At 55.7% G+C, this 19,312-nt stretch carries 15 protein-coding genes; 7 read left to right on the top strand and 8 right to left on the bottom strand.

The window, feature by feature from the left end; translation table 11 throughout:
- Nucleotides 1–13: 13 nt before the first annotated feature.
- From ACZ5Q2_RS10930 to ACZ5Q2_RS10910, 5 genes are all read right to left on the bottom strand, one after another.
- Complete coding sequence (locus tag ACZ5Q2_RS10930; protein WP_061333621.1) at nt 14–781, bottom strand: substrate-binding periplasmic protein; 768 nt, start codon at nt 779–781, stop codon at nt 14–16.
- Nucleotides 782–800: 19 nt separating this feature from the next.
- Nucleotides 801–1,199, bottom strand: coding sequence for a flagellar export chaperone FliS (fliS, locus tag ACZ5Q2_RS10925; protein WP_061333623.1), 399 nt, complete (start codon nt 1,197–1,199; stop codon nt 801–803).
- A 66-nt stretch (nt 1,200–1,265) separates the two neighbouring features.
- Entirely contained in the window at nt 1,266–3,224 is a 1,959-nt protein-coding gene (fliD, locus tag ACZ5Q2_RS10920) for a flagellar filament capping protein FliD (protein WP_230715373.1), read from the bottom strand.
- Nucleotides 3,225–3,417: 193 nt separating this feature from the next.
- Nucleotides 3,418–3,852: a flagellar protein FlaG gene (locus ACZ5Q2_RS10915; RefSeq protein WP_106695127.1), complete on the bottom strand. Its 435-nt coding sequence runs from the start codon at nt 3,850–3,852 to the stop codon at nt 3,418–3,420.
- A 71-nt stretch (nt 3,853–3,923) separates the two neighbouring features.
- On the bottom strand, nt 3,924–5,396 hold the full coding sequence (locus ACZ5Q2_RS10910) for a flagellin N-terminal helical domain-containing protein (protein ID WP_374828606.1): 1,473 nt from the start codon (nt 5,394–5,396) through the stop codon (nt 3,924–3,926).
- A 370-nt stretch (nt 5,397–5,766) separates the two neighbouring features.
- Between ACZ5Q2_RS10910 and ACZ5Q2_RS10905 the strand changes: the two genes are divergently transcribed.
- From ACZ5Q2_RS10905 to ACZ5Q2_RS10880, 6 genes are all read left to right on the top strand, one after another.
- The gene (locus ACZ5Q2_RS10905) at nt 5,767–7,245 is read left to right on the top strand and encodes a flagellin N-terminal helical domain-containing protein (protein WP_230715369.1); all 1,479 of its coding nucleotides are present in this window, start codon (nt 5,767–5,769) and stop codon (nt 7,243–7,245) included.
- A gap of 119 nt (nt 7,246–7,364) precedes the next feature.
- Nucleotides 7,365–9,425 carry a motility associated factor glycosyltransferase family protein gene (locus ACZ5Q2_RS10900; RefSeq protein ID WP_230715367.1) on the top strand — a complete coding sequence of 687 codons (2,061 nt, stop codon included), beginning with the start codon at nt 7,365–7,367 and terminating at the stop codon, nt 9,423–9,425.
- A gap of 386 nt (nt 9,426–9,811) precedes the next feature.
- The gene (gene istA, locus ACZ5Q2_RS10895; protein ID WP_230716000.1) at nt 9,812–11,353 is read left to right on the top strand and encodes an IS21 family transposase; all 1,542 of its coding nucleotides are present in this window, start codon (nt 9,812–9,814) and stop codon (nt 11,351–11,353) included.
- Between the two features lie 12 nt (nt 11,354–11,365).
- Nucleotides 11,366–12,121 carry an IS21-like element ISSpu5 family helper ATPase IstB gene (istB, locus tag ACZ5Q2_RS10890; RefSeq protein ID WP_432209940.1) on the top strand — a complete coding sequence of 252 codons (756 nt, stop codon included), beginning with the start codon at nt 11,366–11,368 and terminating at the stop codon, nt 12,119–12,121.
- Between the two features lie 433 nt (nt 12,122–12,554).
- Nucleotides 12,555–12,794, top strand: coding sequence for a type II toxin-antitoxin system Phd/YefM family antitoxin (locus ACZ5Q2_RS10885; protein ID WP_230714559.1), 240 nt, complete (start codon nt 12,555–12,557; stop codon nt 12,792–12,794).
- 1 nt (nt 12,795) lies between these two features.
- Nucleotides 12,796–13,182, top strand: coding sequence for a type II toxin-antitoxin system VapC family toxin (locus tag ACZ5Q2_RS10880; protein ID WP_230714557.1), 387 nt, complete (start codon nt 12,796–12,798; stop codon nt 13,180–13,182).
- 59 nt (nt 13,183–13,241) lie between these two features.
- Here the strand turns inward: ACZ5Q2_RS10880 and ACZ5Q2_RS10875 are convergent, their stop codons facing one another.
- Complete coding sequence (locus tag ACZ5Q2_RS10875; RefSeq protein ID WP_230714555.1) at nt 13,242–14,642, bottom strand: plasmid pRiA4b ORF-3 family protein; 1,401 nt, start codon at nt 14,640–14,642, stop codon at nt 13,242–13,244.
- Nucleotides 14,643–14,850: 208 nt separating this feature from the next.
- Between ACZ5Q2_RS10875 and ACZ5Q2_RS10870 the strand changes: the two genes are divergently transcribed.
- The gene (locus ACZ5Q2_RS10870; protein WP_230714552.1) at nt 14,851–16,854 is read left to right on the top strand and encodes a tetratricopeptide repeat protein; all 2,004 of its coding nucleotides are present in this window, start codon (nt 14,851–14,853) and stop codon (nt 16,852–16,854) included.
- Between the two features lie 62 nt (nt 16,855–16,916).
- Here the strand turns inward: ACZ5Q2_RS10870 and sbcB are convergent, their stop codons facing one another.
- Both sbcB and ACZ5Q2_RS10860 read right to left on the bottom strand, forming a co-directional pair.
- Entirely contained in the window at nt 16,917–18,365 is a 1,449-nt protein-coding gene (gene sbcB, locus ACZ5Q2_RS10865; RefSeq protein ID WP_230714550.1) for an exodeoxyribonuclease I, read from the bottom strand.
- A gap of 46 nt (nt 18,366–18,411) precedes the next feature.
- The gene (locus ACZ5Q2_RS10860; RefSeq protein ID WP_058089981.1) at nt 18,412–19,305 is read right to left on the bottom strand and encodes a DUF6160 family protein; all 894 of its coding nucleotides are present in this window, start codon (nt 19,303–19,305) and stop codon (nt 18,412–18,414) included.
- Nucleotides 19,306–19,312 lie beyond the last annotated feature (7 nt).

Below are 19,312 nucleotides of genomic sequence, written 5' to 3'. Positions count from 1 at the left end.
GCGGGGGGAATGGCTATTGGGCGGAAGAAGTCTGGAAAATGCGCTGTAACTCGCCGTTGTCACGCATGTGTTGCAGTGCTTCTTTGAAAAGACGAGCGTGTTCCGGGTTGCCGCTGTCTGGTGACATATACAGCCGGGCCTTTTGGCCCTTTACATGCTCCTGCAGACGGAACTCTTCTGCGGGAAAGCCGTAAGCGTCAATCGTCATCGCGATGTTGTGATCGCTGGCAAGCACCGCTGAAATACGCCCCAGCATCAGCATTTCAATGGCTTGCCGAATGTTATAAACCGGCACTTTCATCACAGCCTCATCCGCTTTGAACGACTCACCAAGATAGGTACCCCGCACATAGCCGACACGCTTGCCGGCCAGGCCATCCAGGGTCAGGGGGAAATCGGTGTCACGCATCGCCATCAGCATCAGATTGATCTGAAGTACGGTATCGACGGGAATGGTGTTCTCGTCCAGGTCTGGACTTTGAAACAGAAAAGCAAATTCTGCCCGTCCCGTGTGCAGGTCAAGTATGACGCGCCGCAAAGGAAGCAACTGCGCACTTACGTGAACACCCGAGAGTTCTGATAAACGGTCCATCAGCGTAATCAGACTGCCTTGCAGTTCACCCTGATTATCCTGAAAGCCCCAGGGCCAGACATCAGGAATCGCAAACATCGCCGGCGAGTTGGCAGGAAGGCCTTCGTTTGAGCCGACGACTTGATCACTCGCGCTAACCGGGGCAGCTGCAAGCAGAAAGGCCACCAACAGCCCGCGAAAAAACGCCATGTGCTCGACCAACGCTAATTCAAACCGCCTGCTGCTGGTTCACCACCTCGTCGCGAATGCCATCCCAGCCGTCTTTCACGGAACGCAGCAGGGTCAGCACTTCATCCAGCTTGGCAACGTCATTCTTGGCACTGGCTTCCAGCAAAGTGCGCTCCATATAGTCGTATAGAGCCTCCAGCCGGGTGGCCAGTTCACCGCCTTTTTCGAAATCCAGGAACGCCCGCAGGCCACCGATAATCTCAATGGCTTTATTGAGTAACTGAGCCTTAGCTGCGTAATCCTTGGCCTGAATTTTTGACTTGGCCATGTTAATCCGCTCGATCGCCCCGTTATACAGCAGCTGAATCAACTTGTGCGGGTCTGCATCGGTGATGCTGGTTTGGGTATTAACGCGCTGATACGCCTGTAAACCGTTCATATATAACCTCGTTTCACCGTTGTCCGGTATGCCATGGTTGGCTGGCCAACCATCAGTATAGCTGACTTAATCGTTTTGCCTGTTCGGCGCCAGGGCCGCCAACTGCTGGCTCACGTAATCTCGTGTGCTGTTAAGCTGGGAGATCAGGGAATCGGCGGCGCTGAATTGCTTCACCAGGCGTTCCTGATAGCTTTCAATCCGCAAGTCCAGCTTGATCCGGTCTTCCTGGATGCGCTCCAGGTCCCGGTTCAGGGCATCGGTTCGGGAGCTCAACGCACCGTCTGCACCCAGAATGCTGGTAATGGCATCTACCGCGCGTTCACTCACGCCCTCGATGAACTTCACCGAGCCACGGTTGCCTACGTCACCACCGGTAATGCGCACCTGCAGGCCAGCGGCATCGCCACCGGCACTGTTTGCCAGGAACAGCACCTGGCCGTCGCCCTGGGCAGTCTGGCCGTTAATGGTGCCTTGGACATCCTGGCCGGCGGTGCCGGTGGCGGTGTTAAGCCCTGTAACGTTGCTCAGCCCGGTCAGGCTTACGTTAGAATCGCTACCAAAGCGGTTAGAGGTAAACGTCAACCCCTCTGTGGCATCATAAGCCACCTGAACCGAACGGCCTGCCGCGTTCAATGCCGAGTTCTCGCGCAAGGCTGCCTGAATGGCAGCGGCAAAATCTTCACCGGAATAGTTATCTGCAGCAATCGAAACAGTCGCTGTGGTTTCACCATCTACCCGGAAAGTGAAACTGTTGTCAGCGCCAACATTAACGGTATCGGCGCTCGCGTAATTCAAACTGCCCCGAGTCGCCATCTGGGTAACATTAATACTGTAATCACCCGGGCGAGTATTAGAGCCGCTACGAACAAACTCCACCTGGGAATCGCTAGTTCTGCCCTGCTCTGCAAACAGAGCGGTTACATCATCCGGGTTTTCCCGAAGCTGCTGCTGAAACTTCTGACTATCAAACTGCAGCTCACCAGTACGAAAATCGGTGCTGATACCCACATCTGCCAGGCTCCGCACACTGGCGTTTTCCAGCCCGGGAATAATATCTGTTAAAACCCGCTTCAACTGGTTCTGAATGTTCCGAACCGTGGAATCCCCGGTCAGAATACTGCCCCGGCCGGTTTCGCTATCGAACGAAGACAGCTCACGAATAGTACCCTGCAGCTCGTTGAACTTGTCTACGAACGCCTGAACACGCTCGGCAACCGCCGCCGTGTCCTGCTTCACTTTGATAGTGGACTTACCCTCACCAGTAATGTTGAAGGTCAGTCCATCCACCACGTTTTCAATGGTGTTGGTGGCCCGGCGAATTTCCACGCCGTTGATTTCCATCACCGCATCGCTCGCCGCAATGGTTTGGCGCATGCCATCCACGTTATCGGGATCTGCTGTGTCAAAAGCAAACCGGCTCAAACCCGGAGCGGCACCATCTTCAGTAACGGAAATATTCACGGCATTGGCTTCACCGGTCTCATCCGCAGACAACACCAGCTGGAAACCGTTGCCGGTATCAATCACACCGGCAGAGACGCCCGCATTGGCCTCGTTGATGGCATTCGCCAGGCCTTGCAGGGTGTCGTTGGAAGAATCGATGGTGATGTTGGTGGTCTTGTCACCCACCTGAAGCGTCATGGTGCCACGGCCAACGCTGGTGGCATCCCGGTCGGCGAACACATCCCGGCTGGCCAGGGCCTGGGACTGCGCCAGACTTTTCACATCGAGGCTGTAAGAGCCGCGGCTGGCCTTGCTGGCATCCACCGACACATCAATATTGCTACCCGAGGAAGTGGCCGAAAACGACTTCATCGCATCCGCAGAACCGAGCTGTCGCATAGGCAGGCGCAGCTCCGTTACGGCGCTCCGCAACATGCCATAGGCAGAAATAAGCGCTTCTGTACGCTCTGTTTTCTGATCCAGCCGAACTTCCGTGGGCCTGCGCTCCGCAGCCACCAACTGGTCGACAAGATCCGACGTCAAAACGCCGGAGCCGATACCTAATGATGAAATACTGGCCATAACCGTGCCTCCTCAGGGGGGCGATTCTCTGTACTGATCAGTTTATCGGCAGCAGGCGGCAAAACTTTGCCTTTTTTCGGAAAATTCCTATGCCGATTTGTAACAGTGCGTAAACGCAGAACACCGCCGGCTCTTCTCAGAGGCGGCGGTGCTGAAATACCGTCGTTTTCACCCGCGCAAAAGCGGCAAGCTTTTACACCTTGATGTTAAACAACGTCAGCGGTTCGTCCTGCTGCAATTTTTCTGCCAACCTCATTGCCACTTCGTCCGGGATCTGGCGGATCACTTCCTGGGTTTGCTGATCAACCACCCTTACGATGGTCTGGCCCATTTCGTTATCCACTTCAAACTGAAGATCCCGCTGCACGGTTTGAACAAAGTCGTTCAACTGGCTAACCGCCTCATTCAGCTCCTTGCGCTGCTCTTCATTACGGGCCTGCAGCTTTTCAGCCTGCGAAGCCTGTTGAGCAACCTGAGGAGCCTGCACCTGGCGGGTACCGGCAGCCGAAGCAGCAAGGTCAGGGGCGTTCCGGCCCTCGGCCTGAGATGACGACATTGCCTTGGCCGGAGCCTGGGCGCCAGAGCGCACCAGTTTCAGGTCCGGGCTGTTCAGGTTAACGTCATTCATAGCTGTACCTCGCTATCCTTCAACGGCGGAAGGCCGGAACCCGAGGGTTCCGGCCGTTACCGCTATGCCCCTTACTGCAGGAGGGACAGAACCTGCTGCGGACGGGCGTTCGCCTGAGCCAGGACGGAGATACCGGCCTGCTGCAGTACCTGGGATTTAGCCAGGTTGGCAGTTTCTGCCGCGAAGTCAGCGTCCAGGATACGGCTGTTGGATGCGCTGAGGTTCTCGACCGAGGTGCTCAGGTTGGCGATGGTGGACTCGAAGCGGTTTTGAACCGCACCGAGCTCGCTTCGGAAACTGTTCACGGTCTGTAACGCTGAGTCGATCCTTTTGATGGCATCGTTGGCATTGGCAACATCTGTAACACTCAAGCTAGAGAGGTTACCAGTGGCTGCTGCAATCTGGCCATCATCGAAACCCGCTACAGTTGGATCGTCACCGCCGATAGTAATATCTTCGAGCGCCTCGATCGTCACTTGTCCGCGGAGTACAGCACCTGCGGCAGTACCGATTGTCAATGCGAGCCCGGACGTGCTTCCAGTCGCCGTAGCTGCAGCAGTTCCAACAGCCGTTGTCTCAGCCGTGATGGTAATGTTCTTGCCATCCGCATTAGTCAGAATAACGCCAGTGGAGTTGCTACTCGCAGTCAATCCCTCAATACCCTGCGCATTGATCGCGGCAGCGAGGTCTGCACTATCCAGCGAATTGGTGGAGCCGGCCGCAATGGTCTCAGTCACGGTGACAGCAGAGGCTGTGCCCACGCTGATCGACAATGAGTAGACAGTGTCGTTACCAGAAGTGGCCGCAGCTCCATCAATCGCGGCAAACGTCACATCCTGTACATTGGTTGCCGAAACAGAGGTGAGACCCTGAACATTGGCATCTGTTATTGCCTGAGCCTTATCTTCCGCCGAATCCGATGATGAGGCACCAATTGTAACAAAGTCTCCATCCCCCACCTTAATCTGCAAATCTCCAGCGGCGAGCGCAGCATCACTCACGTCAGCAGTACCAGTCATCGTGGCGAGAGACCCAATCTGCTGGAGACGAGTGCCCTGAGTAAAGTCAACACCAATAACTTCTCCGGCGTTAGCGCCGACTTGGAAGTCCTGCTGACCAAAGGAGCCGTCAAGCACTTTCAAACCGTTGAACGCGGTCTGCGTTGAAATACGCTCGACTTCAGCCAGACGCTGCTGCACCTCGTCGTTAAGTGCAGCTCGATCAGAAGAGCTGTTGGTAGCGTTGGCCGACTGAACTGCGAGCTCGCGAATCCGCTGGAGGTTGTTAGTGATCTCATTAAGAGCACCTTCAGCAGTCTGCGCCAAAGAGATCCCGTCATTGGCGTTTCGGGTGGCAACGTTCAAGCCAGAAATCTGGGACTGAAACCGCGTCGAAATCGCCAGACCCGCAGCGTCATCCTTCGCGGAGTTAATACGAAGACCTGAGGACAGACGCTGCAATGCTTGGTCGTTCATCCCCTGAGACTTACTCAGTTGGTTCTGTGCGTTTAGTGACGCTACATTGGTGTTGATACCGAGAGCCATAATGCTTCTCCTTCGACTGATGTCGTGATTTCATGGATGAGGCCTAGCGCTCGACTTACATGTTTAGAGCGCCACCCTGTTATCCTGATTAACGGCACTGAGCCAAATTGCTTTAGAAAAAAATTCAAGATTTTGTAAAGGAATGTAAAACCGGCAATTTCTTTCCCTTCACCTCCCACAACACCCATCAGGTTTCAGACTCATACCATCAGATAAAGTTTTTAAAAACAAAACGATAAAGCTATTTTAAAAAAACTGGCACACCCTTCGCTTAGTGACAACCAAGACTGTAACTCAACGAATTTCTGCCGAAGCGCACTATTCAACATAGAGCTCTAGCGACCGGCAACTCTGAGCAAGGAGAATTGATATGCCTCAGGTGATTAATACCAACATTGCTTCATTGAATGCCCAACGAAACCTCAATGCCTCACAAGGTGATGCCAACGTGGCACTGCAGCGACTATCCTCCGGCCTCCGAATTAATTCGGCCAAAGACGATGCTGCCGGCCTTGCCATATCCACGCGGTTTCAGTCACAAATTTCTGGTCTCAATGTCGCCCAAAGAAATGCTAGTGACGGTATATCCCTTGCACAAACTACCGAAGGAGCATTAAACGAAGTCATTAATAACCTGCAGCGCGTTAGAGATCTGGCAGTTCAATCTGCCAACGCGACCAACAGTGCGTCCGACAGAATCGCGCTTGATCAAGAGGTTCAGCAGCGGATCGAAGAAATACAGCGCATAGCTGAACAAACAAACTTTAACGGCCTGAAGGTACTGGATGGGTCCTTCGGGGAGAAAACATTCCAGGTCGGTGCGAATTCGGGCGATACCATCAGCGTCGATTTGTCCCGTGGGTCTAGAGCCGATCAAATTGGCTCTCTCGCATCTTCGGGCCCGCGCCAGATATCAGATGTTCCGTTAGCTGATGGTGATTTGACGATTTCTGTAGGACAAAGCGAAGCCTATCCGATACCTGGAACTGGAACAGACGCTTCTGCCGAAGCCACAGTAAATGCTATTAAACAGGCGAACATACCAGGATTACCTACTGTTTCGGCAACCAACGTACAGGATGTGACGTTTGCCGCGATTGATGGAGCTGCGGCCACTTCTGGTAACGACACTGTCTACTCATTGTCGATCAGCGTGGGCACAGCCTCTGCTGTCACCGTGACTGAGACCATTGCGGCCGGCTCCACCAATTCGCTGGATAGTGCAGACCTCGCTGCCGCGATCAATGCGCAGGGTATTGAGGGATTGACTGCGAGTAGCAACTCCACTGGCGTTATTCTGACTAATGCGGATGGCAAGAACATTACCATCACGGCTGAGACAACGGCTGTTGGAACTGCTGCAGCTATGGCGACTACAAGCACGTCCGGGCTCGCATTGACAATCGGTACTGCCGCAGGTGCTGTACTCCGCGGACAAGTGACGATCGAGGCGCTCGAAGATATTACTATCGGCGGCAATTCGCCGGAAAATGCTGGTTTTCTCGCAGGTGGAGAAACCATTACTGCCTCGGGAAGCCTTGAGGGTGTCGACATTCGAACTGTGGCCGGCGCCAACGATGCAATAAAACGCGTTGATTCAGCGCTCACGACAATCAATGCTATCCGAAGCGAGCTTGGTGCTGTCCAGAACAGGTTCGAATCAACAATCGCGAATCTAAGCACCACGTCAGAGAATCTAAGTGCAGCGAACAGCCGAATTCGTGACGCAGATTTCGCTGCAGAGACTGCCGAGCTTGCTCGAACTCAGGTTCTCCAGCAGGCAGGCCTATCAGTTCTAGCACAAGCTAATGCTAGACCTCAGCAGGTACTCCAGCTCCTGCAAGGATAAGCTTTAGAAAAAGGATAGCTCCGTACCGAGTCCTTCGGTACGGAGCTATCTCTTACGCCTGCCTTATGACCATATGCTAAGATGACTTAAAACTCAGCAGCATCCCGGAGTTCGCCGCAGTGGTTAAAAACAAAGCCTTGGAATTTGTTCGTCGTCGCGAAACTAATCTCCTATTCTTCAAGAAATTCTACCCTGACATCTACCGTTACTACGCAAACTATAAGCTGACGGAAGCTGAAGTCGTTATTAGCAACGTAGAAGACGAACTCGACCTTAATCTGGGAGGAGTATCTCTATATCAAGGACAAGGCAAAAAACGAGCGCACCAAGGTGTAGAGCTATTCAAGTCAACATTCGCGCACAACAAAATGCTCCCATCGCTACCCCCTCCATGGCCTGGCGATTACCACCATCCTCGCTTTGCTCACCTCGCAATCGACCAGATCATCAGAAAATCACCATTAAACAAAAAAGACTTCAAGGGATACCCAATTCCTAACTTCTACCCCTTGGTTGTTTTCCAAGGCGTGGGACTTGGCCTCCAAATTGAGGAGCTTGTCACAAGAACAGACGTTGAAAATGCAATAGTAATTGAACCCAATTTAGAAATCTTTGGCGCCAGCCTTTTAACGGTGGATTGGGCAAAAGTGTGCTCAACATTCCAGCGCGCAGGCCGATCCATCCGTTTTTTGATTGGTGTCGACAAAACGGAAGATGCAATCTGGCCGGCTCTGGTAAAGCATTTGATGCACTTCACACCAATGTTTCCGGTAATGAACCTGTTCCTAAACGAGCGGGGGGACAAAACAATGGATGCCGTTGCAAAACGCATCAACCGTGAAGCAATTGCAACTCTCACAACCTGGGGCCATTACGATGACGAGGTGCGCCAATTAAATAACGCACTTCATGCTTTCCATATGGGCGTCAAAGTCATACCCGAAATAAACTCCATTTCGTCGACTATTCCAACGATTATTGTTGGGAGTGGGCCATCGCTTGATGACCGTATAGATGGATTAAAAGCCAACCGCGAAAATATAATCATTGTCAGTGCCGGGACGGGGCTGAGGGTCCTCATCGAGAACGATATTTATCCTGATTTTCACGTCGAGCTGGAATCGGATTACCTGAACTACCGTGTGATCAGTTCTTATGATCAAAAGAAGCTTAAGTCTATCCGAATTATTGCCGCATCTCAGATCTGCCCATTGATTTGGGACCTATTTGGAGATCAGCGCCTATTCTTCAAGAAAGAAAACCCTATCGGAACGCTGTTCGGGTCACCAGAAACCAGTATCGCTGGCGGAGCTCCAACCTGCACTAATACTGCGATTGCATTATGCACCCAGCTTGGACTTCGGAACATCTTCCTTTTCGGAACAGATTTCGGATTTCGCGACCATGGAAAGCACCATTCCATGCGATCGGTGTATATGGAAAGTGAAGACGATACCATTGGTACAGAGCTTAAAAAGGGAGCGAGTAAAGTCTTCCAACAATCCAATACCTTCAAAGTACAAGGCGTAAATGATAGCGTGGTTTTTACCACTCCCATCTATTTCACTGCAAAGAGAGCTGTCGAAGGTTTAATTGGGGCAACGACAGCCGCATCCTCGGCCTATAAGTTTTTTAACTGTGCAGACGGCGCAGCGATTGAAGGCTCAACCTGGATAACCGAAGCTCAATTCAACGACACGATAATAGAGTTGGGTGATAAAAACGAGAAGGCTCGCGTTCTGAAAAAACTGTTCAGCAAAGACTCACAAGCAATCTCACTAGAAAACTTAGAGGACACCCTCAACGTAACTTGTGAAAAGCTGAGTCAACTCGCAAGAAAAATTGAGGGAATGATAAAGAGCCAACGCGTAAGAGGGAAGAAAGACATTACGAGGCTGTCCTCTGAAATCAGTCGCTACTTAGAAGGGGAGTTAATTAAAAGCGATCCAGGGTTCTATTACATGATACGAGGCGCAGTCAGGCACCATCTCTATGCTGGGTTCGCACACGCCCTTGCCATGAACGACGACGGCGATGTTGCAGCTTATCTCGATCGCTGGAAGAAGAGCTTTACAGATTCAATGGCCGCTTTGCCCGGCCACTTCAAATCTGTCACCAGTAAACGCTACTCACTGGTTGATGATCCATGGGTTCGGCAATCCATTAACGACCCAGAATAGCGAAAAAGTTTGCTAAATCCAAAGGGGATTCCATAACTGGATCCCCTAGCCCCAAAACTGGCACACCTTCCTTAAAGCACGGCAAACCGTCAAAAAACTGCAGACCTTTGCCGCATCGAATCATGGCTGGTAACGAGGTGTTCCATGCGCGTACAACATCACAATACAATGCTCATCTTCCCCGCTCGGTTCAGGCGCAGGTTGCGTATTCCAGACCAAGGTTGCCACTGATTCCAGACGAAGTCTGCCACCCATTCCACGCGAAAGCTGCCACTAATTCCACGGCAAAGCTGCCACCCCAGCAGACTGCCTGAAGCTCCATCAAAATCGTCCGGCGCGGGATAACTTAACGGTACTCTGACCCTTTTCATCCGGAGATGGGCCAGATGCCAGCGAAGAGGTTATCCATGCGTAAAATCAAAGAAGTCCTTCGCCTCAAGTGGGAGCGAGGGCTGAGCAACCGCCAGATTGCGGCGTCCTGTGGCGTTAGCCGCCCCACCGTAAGCGACTACCTGCGCCGCACGGTTGAGGCCGGTCTGAGCTGGCCGTTGCCAGCGGATCTGGATGAGGCCCACCTGGAGCGGTTGCTGTTCCCGCCGCCACCGGACCTGCCAGCACAGGCCAGAGGTATACCCGACTGGCAACACATCCGTGACGAACTCACGGGCAAGAACGTCACCCTGTTCCTGCTCTGGCAGGAGTACCGGCAAGCCAACCCGGACGGTTATCAGTACAGCTGGTTCTGCGAGCACTACCGGGCCTGGCGGGGCAAGCTGGACCTGGTGATGCGCCAGGACCATCGGGCCGGTGAGAAGCTATTCGTGGACTATGCCGGCCAGACCGTGCCCGTCATTGACCGCACCACCGGAGAGATCCACGAGGCACAAGTCTTTGTCGCGGTGATGGGTGCATCCAATTACACCTACGCCGAAGCCACCTGGAGCCAGACATTGCCGGACTGGGTCGGCTCCCACATCCGGACCTTCGAGTTCCTGGGCGGAGTGCCGGAACTGGTGGTTCCGGACAACCTCCGCTCCGGCGTCAGCAAGGCCCATCGCTACGAGCCGGATCTCAACCCAACCTATCAGGACATGGCCACCCATTATGGCGTGGCCGTTGTCCCGACAAGAGTTCGCAAGCCCCGTGATAAGGCTAAGGTAGAAGGCGGTGTATTGATCGTCGAGCGCTGGATCCTGGCGGCGTTGCGCCATCGCCAGCACTTCTCCCTGGGGCAACTCAACGCCACCATCCGTGAACTGCTGGAGCGGCTCAACAGCCGCCCCTTCCGCAAGTTGCCCGGCTGCCGGCGCGACCACTTCGAACAGCTGGATAAACCGGTTCTACAGCCGTTGCCGGCAGAACCGTATGTCTACGCAGAGTGGAAGAAGGCTCGGGTGCATATCGACTACCACGTAGCCATCGACGGTCACTATTACTCAGTGCCCTACACCCTGATCAAGAAAGAGGTGGAGGTTCGCATCACCAACAACACCATCGAATGCTTTTACCGGGGCAACCGGATCGCCAGCCACCGGCGCTCAGACCAGAAGGGACGGCACACCACCATCGCCGCGCACATGCCCGAATCCCATCGCCAGGCTGGCGAGTGGTCGCCGGAACGGCTCATCGCCTGGGCGGCCAAGACCGGACCGGCGACGGAGAAGCTTATCCGCACCGCTCTGGGTGCCCGCAAACACCCTCAGCAGGCGTACCGCTCCTGTCTGGGCATTCTCCGGTTGGGGCAGAGCTACGGCGAGTCGCGGCTGGAGGCCGCCTGCCAGCGAGCCCTGATGCTGGGAAGCTGCCGCTACAAGAGCATTGAATCCATCCTCAAACACCGTCTGGATCAGCAGCCTCTGGAAGAGCAACAGGAACTGGCCTTGCCCGATACCCACGACAACATCCGTGGCCCCGCCTACTACCACTGAAGGATCTCTGACATGCTGAAACATCCCACACTGGACAAGCTCCACGCCCTCAAACTGACCGGCATGGCCGCCGCCCTGGCGGATCAGTCGGCCACCCCCGACATCACCGATCTGAGCTTCGAGGAACGCCTCGGGCTGCTGGTCGACCGGGAAATGACCGAGCGAGATAACCGGCGCATGACCAGCCGGTTGCGCCGGGCTAAGCTGCGGCACAATGCCATCCTCGAAGACCTGGATTACCGCTATTCACGCGGCCTAGATAAAGGACTGGTCCAGTCGCTGGCCGGTTGCCAATGGGTGAAGGAACACCTGAATGTGCTCATCACCGGTCCCACCGGGGTCGGGAAAACCTGGCTGGCCTGTGCTCTGGTACATAAGGCCTGCCGGGAGGGTTACACCGCCCAGTACGTCCGCCTGACCCGACTGCTACGGGAGCTGACCATTGCCAAAGGCGATGGCCAATACTCAAAACTCCTGACGAATCTGGCCAAGGTCGACGTGCTGATCCTGGATGACTGGGGGCTGATGAAACTGAGCGCCGAGAATCGGCGAGACTTGCTGGAGGTGCTGGAAGACCGGCATGGCAGGCGCTCCACCATTGCCACTAGCCAATTACCCATCGAGGAATGGCATGGCGTAATCGGTGACGCCACTCTGGCAGACGCCATTCTGGATCGGCTCGTACACAACGCCTACAAGATCAACCTGCGGGGCGAATCCATGCGAAAACAACAGGCAAAGTTGACGGCCACCGAGACTTCGGAGTAAGAAGAGAAACCCCGCGTCGCTACGCTCCGATGGGTGGCAGCCTTGCTCCGGTCCGGGTGGCAGGCTTCACATGGAATGGGTGGCAACCTTCAGCGGTTTACGCACGCAGGCGGCGCGGTTGATTTTGCAGGCGAATCTGGCGTTTGGGGAGTCCAACAGTAACGGGCTTTCCTATGTGCAGCGGCTAAAGGCGCGGTTTGAATGTCGGGAGTACCTGGACCAGGCGCTGGCGCTGGAGCCGGAAAACGCGGCAGGCCCTTGGCCTGCTGGGCCAACTGGAGAAAGCCCATGTACTTTTGGGGTCAGACCCCAAGACATTTCACCCCATCAAATGTACCGGAGCCTGACCCCTCATCCTAGCTACCATTAGCCAATAACGACCCCACGCGCTAAACTAAGTCAATTGAACTAAGCAGCACCGAAGGAGGGCTACATGGAATCCATCAACATGCACGAGGCAAAAACCCGGCTGTCACAACTGGTCGCCCGCGCCGCCAAAGGCGAAGCTTTCATAATTGCAAAGGCGGGCAAGCCTGTTGCCAGGGTAACCGCCTACGATTCTCCTGAAGAGAGCCAACAGAGACGATTGGGTTTCTTGGCGGGCGAATTCAAAGTACCGGACGACTTTGATCGGATGGGGCAAGACGAGATAACCGAGTTGTTCGGAGGGTGACATGAACCTTCTTCTGGACACTCACCTACTGCTCTGGGCCGCAGCGGAGCCAAATAAGTTATCCCCCGAAGCGGCAGGCATGATCAGTAACGAAAATAACAGGCTGTACTTCAGCGCCGCCAGTATCTGGGAAGTCGTCATCAAAAATGGCCTGGGGCGGCCAGACTTTCATGTTGACCCACATCTGCTCCGGCGCGGACTGGTTGATAATGGCTATACAGAATTGGCAATTTCGTCACTGCACACCTTGGCCGTTAGCCACCTGCCGGAAATCCACAAAGACCCATTCGACAGAATCCTGGTTGCCCAGGCAGAGACTGAAGGTTTCCTGTTGCTGACGGCCGATGATCTGGTCGCGCGTTATCCCGGCCCCGTTCGCCGAATCTAATTTGGGGTCAGACCCCAAGACATTTCACCCCATCAAATGTCCGGGGGTCTGACCCCACCCTAAGCCTTAGCAAACAACCCCTCAAACAAAGCCGTTCTCCGAAGCCGTTGCTCAGCCTCCTCGCGGAACAGCACTCGCTCCGGGTTCAACTCAATCAACCCCAACAGCCGGAACAGGCGGATTACCCTGGAATTCAGCGCCCAGCGGGTTTGTTGTTCTTCGCTGGCATATGGGCGTGGATGCGCCGAAAGAGGCAGTTGCGGGAAGGCCGCCAGCATGTCGTTTATGTAGCCATCAACCGGCAACCAGTCGCCCCCTTTCTCTGCCAGCAACCACAAGAAGAAGGGGCCGACGGTTTGTATATCGTCCAGCCCGTCGTAGTGGTCCATCCAGGCCCAGTTAAATTCGGAGAACGTGGCGGCCAGCATGTCCTGGTATAGGGTTAACCAGCCTTTTGTGTGGATGCGTTTGGCGGCGGCTTTCTTCAGCAGCAGGCGGCCCTTTTCCTTTCGGGTGTAGCCGGCCAACTCCAGGAGCACACGGGTAAGCTGAACGCCAAGAATGTCCTCCTCGGAACGCACGGAACCGTAGCCGGCAAACGGCACCACAACCTCCTCGCCGGCGGCCTCAATCATGGCCTTCACCTGCTTGAGCGGCAGGTTACCTTTGCCGGTCAGGCGAATGCCCTTCTCGCCCAGCTCGTTAACCAGTACCTTTGCCATTTCCAGGATGGGTGCCGTATCCAGTTCCTGGTCAACCGCTTTTGCATTGATCAGCGGCTTGAACACAGACGGGCAATGCAGCGGGCTCTGCAGCAGCTCATGCATCTGGCTGGGGCTCAGGCCACAGAAATCAGCAGGCGGCAGCGCATCAACCTCGCTCTCCGCAAACAGGGCATCCCGCTCTGGGAGCAGCTGATTGATCTCCTCCAGGTTCACAAACTCCGGATCAAACTCCCCACCCCACCACTCCTTCACACCCTCGTGTTCCGGGTGCGCGGGGTCATGCATTGCATCCAGAAACTCATAGTAGCCATGCACCCCACCCACATCCTCCGGCGGGCACTGGCGGGCGGCTTTTATACAATGGGGCAATTGCCCTTCATCGCCTGCAGGCAGAATCTTCTCCAGCTTCACCTGGTGCTCCCAACTATCGCCAAAATCATACTCATATTTGATGGCCTGGCCTTCGCGCTTCAGAACACTGCCCACCCGCAAGCGGGTTTCATCCAGAAACCCCATCATGTCATCTTCATCCTCCGCCGGGTCGCCAATCAGCCTGCCATCGGCCGCCTGAAACAAATGCAGATGCGACGCCCGCCACCCCATGGCGATCTGGATAACCCGGTGCAAATCCTGAAACGTCGCCTCCGGCGAGATCAGCAACCTCCGCCAAATAGGCGGCCTGATGCCAGAAAGCGTGACCTTAACCTGATAAACACCTTTACCCTGCGCACCCATAACCGCTCCTATTTTTGGGGTCAGACCCCAAGACATTTCTGGGGTCAGACCCCAAGACATTTCGAGGCTGCAAATGTATTGGGGTCTGACCCCAAATTCAAACACCAAACTGGCACACCTTTCGCAACACCTCCCTCAAAGCACGGCAAACCGTCAAAAAACTGCAGACCTTTGCCGCATCGAATCATGGCTGGTAACGAGGTGTTCCATGCACGTACAACATCACAATGCTCATCTTCCCCGCTCGGTTCAGGCGCAGGCGGCGCGGTTGGTTTTGCAGGCGAATCTGGCGTATGGGGAGTCCAACAGTAACGGGCTTTCCTATGTGCAGCGGCTGAAGGCGCGGTTTGAATGCCGGGAGTACCTGGACCAGGCGCTGGCGCTGGAGCCGGAAAACGCGGCCGCCCTTGGCCTGCTGGGCCGGGTGGAGATGGATGATGGCCAGCTGGAGAAAGCCCATGCGCTGTTCAATGCCAGCCTGAACAGCCAGCCGGGGCAGGCGCAGCAGTACTGCAACCTGGGTTACTGGGCGCTGAAGAGCGAGCGCCCGGCTCTGGCGGAGGAGTACTTCCTGCGGGCGCTGGAATGCGACCGGCAATCCGCCGCCGCTTTCTGCGGTATCGCTCACGCCAAGCGCCTGCAAGGGCAATTCGATGTGGCCTACCTCCATTATCGCAAGCTTTTGCAAACCGGTTCCCACTGGGATTCGGTGTATTCCGGCATGCTAACCTGCGCGCAGCACCTGCAGATTCACAAGGCGGACACCGACCTGGCGCAGGATGCCATCGCCCTGCTACGCAAAGACGGCCTGCCGCACCAGGAAATCGGCCGGTTTGTCGGCGCCATCATTCAGCAGCAGTACGATCTGGATAACCCGAATGCCGAGGTCTTCCTGGATGCTGCCGCTGAAGACGACCTGCTGATACTGGCCTTGCAGAAAACCCTGATGCCCAACGCCGCTGTGGAAGAACTGGTGGTGATGCTGCGCCGGGCGATCATGGCGGAAGTGGCGCAAACCGCCAGCCTGCGGGATGAACTGCAGCCCCTGTGCCTGGCCATTGCCGAATACGCAGACCGCACCGGTTACGCATTGGCCGCGGAAGACGATGAAGAGCGCCTGGCAGCCACGATCAACGACAGCATTGTGGCGCAATTCGCCGTGCGCGAACCACAAGAGGCTCTGATTGGCTCGCTGATGATCAGCGCCATGTACGGTGCCCTGTTCCATCAAAGCTTTGCTATGCAGCTGGGGCAATGGAACCTGATGGACTGGCCCCTGGCCATGCAGCCGATGATGGCCGCCAGCTATTCCAGCCGCGCCGAAGAAGAAGCCATCAAACAGAATTTTGACGAAAAAGCGGAAGAGCTCTGCCTGGCCAAAACCGACGTGCCACAGGCCTGGCCCGCCTGGAGCCAGCTGGCCTACCGCACCGAAACCAGCCTGAAAGCCGTAATGGCCCAGGAACTTGGCCTGAATACAGACAACCTGCCCGCCACCCTGCGCATTCTGGTGTGCGGCGCCCAGTCCGGCCAACGTGCCATGGAACTGGCGCAATACCTTAACGATGTCGAAGTGATCGCGGTAGACGAATCCCTGGCCAACATCGCCAAGGCCACCCGCATGGCGCAAACCCTGAACATGGATAACATCGTGTTCTGGCCCTGGTCCATCGCCCAGCGCTTCGTGGCCGATGGCCATCAGGTCCATTGGGTGGAAGTGGGCCGCCTGCCTTCACCGGCCATGACGGAACTTTCCCTGGCAGCGCTCATCAACAGCGCCTCCATCAGTGGTGCCGTCGTTCACATGCACACCAGCATGGCCGAGCAAACCACCGGCGACAAACAGATCCGCCGATTGATTGCCGAACACCAGCTTCAACCCACCCGCACCAGCCTGCGCCAGCTCCGCCGTATGGTACTGGCCAACAAACAAGACGCGGTATGGGCCAACCTGCTGAAAGACGACGACTTCTACAGCCTCGGCGGCTGTCGCGACCGCTGGTTCCGCCCACAAGACGCCGCCCAGCTCAAAGAACTGCTGGCGCTGGTCAGTAACGAAGTGGAATGGAAACTGGTCAAAGCCCGGGACGAAGACGGCCACAGCCTCGCCACCGCCCCGGTACAACGCCAAATCCAGGCCGAAGCCCTGGGCAGCGAAGTGCAAAGCCTCATGGGCCAGAACCTCAGCGTCTACTTCCAACGCCGCAGATAAAATTTGGGGTCAGACCCCCGGACATTTGGCAGCATCAAATGTCTTGGGGTCTGACCCCAATTTCACATGTAGGGGATGAGGGATTCGCCGTAGAGGTGGAGGTCTTCGAGGATTTGCTGGTTCCTGGGCGTGAGCTCCGGGTCGGCGGCGAGTTTTTGCAGGATACGGCCGTACTCTTCCAGTGAGCGCCAGCCTTTCTTGGGGTGCATCAGGCGTTGGCTGCGAAATTCTTCCCAGCGTTCCATGTCTTCGCCGCTCAGGGTGCCCGGGTAATTGCGGGCGCGGTAGCGGAATAGCATGTCTGGCAGGCGTGCGTCTTCGAAGCTCACGTCTTGCTCGCCCAGGGTATCTGCCGGCTGGGTTAACAGCCAGTTCAGTTTCTCCCGATCGGTTTTGCTGATGAAGCCACCGGCGTAGAGTTGTTCGTCCGGGTCGGTCAGGTCGCTGCCGGCGAAATCCTGCTCGAAGGCTTGAGCGATGCGGCCTGGCAGGTCTGGCGCTTGCCGCAGTTTGGCCAGGTTGGCGCGCAGCACGTCGCCATCCAGCTCCAGTTCCGCCAGCCGTTCCGGCGACAGGGTTGACAGCATGTTGGCCGGGGCCAGCACCGGGCACTTGTTCAATTGCACACCTTTCAAGGGGAAGCGGCTAACGCCCTCACCCAGCTCTGCCTGTGACGTAAATACCCGCTCACGAATCTGCTCCACGGTGGCGTTGATCAGTTCAGTGGGGTCTTCCCGCAGGTCGTACACAATCACCTGGTTCTTGTTGCTCAGACTTTCCGCCACCGGCGCCACCAGGGCGCAGCACCCACGGGTGGCCGGGTACTTGGCAGAAATATGGAACACCGGTTTCATGGCGGCGGTGTCCAGCATTTGCCGGGCGGAGTGCTTGTCTTTGTTGTTCAGCACAAACTCAAACAGCTTGGGCTGCTTCTCTTTGATCAGCTTGGCCACGGCGATGGTGGCCAGCACGTCAGACATAGCATCGTGGGCTGCCTCGTGGGCAATGCCGTTAGCCACCGTCAATTCTTCCAGCTTGAAGCTGGGGCTGCCGTCTTCTTTCTTCGGCCAATTGATGCCTTCCGGGCGCAGGGCGTAGGTCAGGCGCACCATGTCGATGATGTCCCAACGGGAGTTGCCGTTCTGCCATTCCCGGGCGTAAGGATCACGCAGGTTTCGGTACAGGGTGTGGCGGGTGACTTCGTCATCAAAACGCAGGCTGTTGTAGCCCACGGCGCAGGTGCCGGGCTGGCTGAAGGCTTCGTTGATCTGGGCGATGAATTCCGCTTCCGGAAAGCCGTCTTCCAGCGCTTTCTGCGGAGTAATACCAGTAATCAAACAGGCTTCCGGGGAAGGCAGGTAATCGTCTGTCGGCTTGCAGAAGATCACCAACGGATCTTCGATCACGTTCAGATCGGCATCGGTGCGAACGCCGGCGAACTGAGAGGGGCGGTCATGAACCGGGTCCACACCGAAGGTTTCGTAATCGTGCCAGTAGAAAGAACGGATCAAGGGAGCACTCCTGCCAAACGGATCAATGGCAGGAGTCTACCAAAATTCAAAACAACTTCGTCCCCATATCCACCTGATGGGTCCGCAACCGGTCTACACCCTCACCCGTTAACTGGCTCAAGTCCACTGTCATATTCGTCGGCAGGTTGATAAACACCCCCTTACCCACGCTGATGGTATTGGCGCCATCCAGGCTTTGCCAGTCAACATTCTCATCACGCTGGAACCCGATGAAAAAGCCATCGGTGAAGGCTACCTCGCCCTCTGCCGCACCTTCGTCACCCACAATGATGGAACGCAGGTTGGTGAGCGGCGCGCAGTTCACGCCAGAAACACAAGACAAGGGCTCATCGCCATTGGGCACAATACCAATGTGGGATGCGCGGTAATTCGTGGCTGTTTCACCGTCACCGGCAAACAATGCAGTATCGTAAATGGTGCCAGACTCTTCTTCCCGTACCTTCAGGCCGGGCATGGCGCCACTAAAGCTGGTGGTATGAGAAGACACCGAACCCCGCGCCTGCTGGAATCCCAAACGGAAGCCCGCCAGGCCCTGAGCATCTTCAGCCAGTTCGATATAAGGCCGCTGGGCCTCAAAGGGAATAACCTCACCTTCATTATAGGTTCGGCCATTGAATACTTCGCCGTCGGCACGGGCGATATGCCCTAGCGCCAGGTGGCTTGCTGAAAAATCGGTGCCGCCATCAATCTGGCCCACCTGAATATCATCCACATTGACTCGCGTTTCCACGTCCATACCCAGGGTCATCCGAGTGAAGTCATGGTTTTCGCCGGCAATGTTTTCTATTTGCATAAAGGCCTGCCCGGTCACCTCGCCCATTGCATCATCTGAAATGGGCTTAAGATCGGCCTGGGCAACGGGCGAAATACCCAGGCAGAACGTGGCAAGGGCAGCGTATCCATACGCTTGCGTCTTCATATTAGTG

The organism is Marinobacter alkaliphilus, assembly GCF_055394375.1.
Note: the sequence above shows the minus strand (reverse complement) of the source record. Positions and strands in the feature narration are given on the sequence as shown.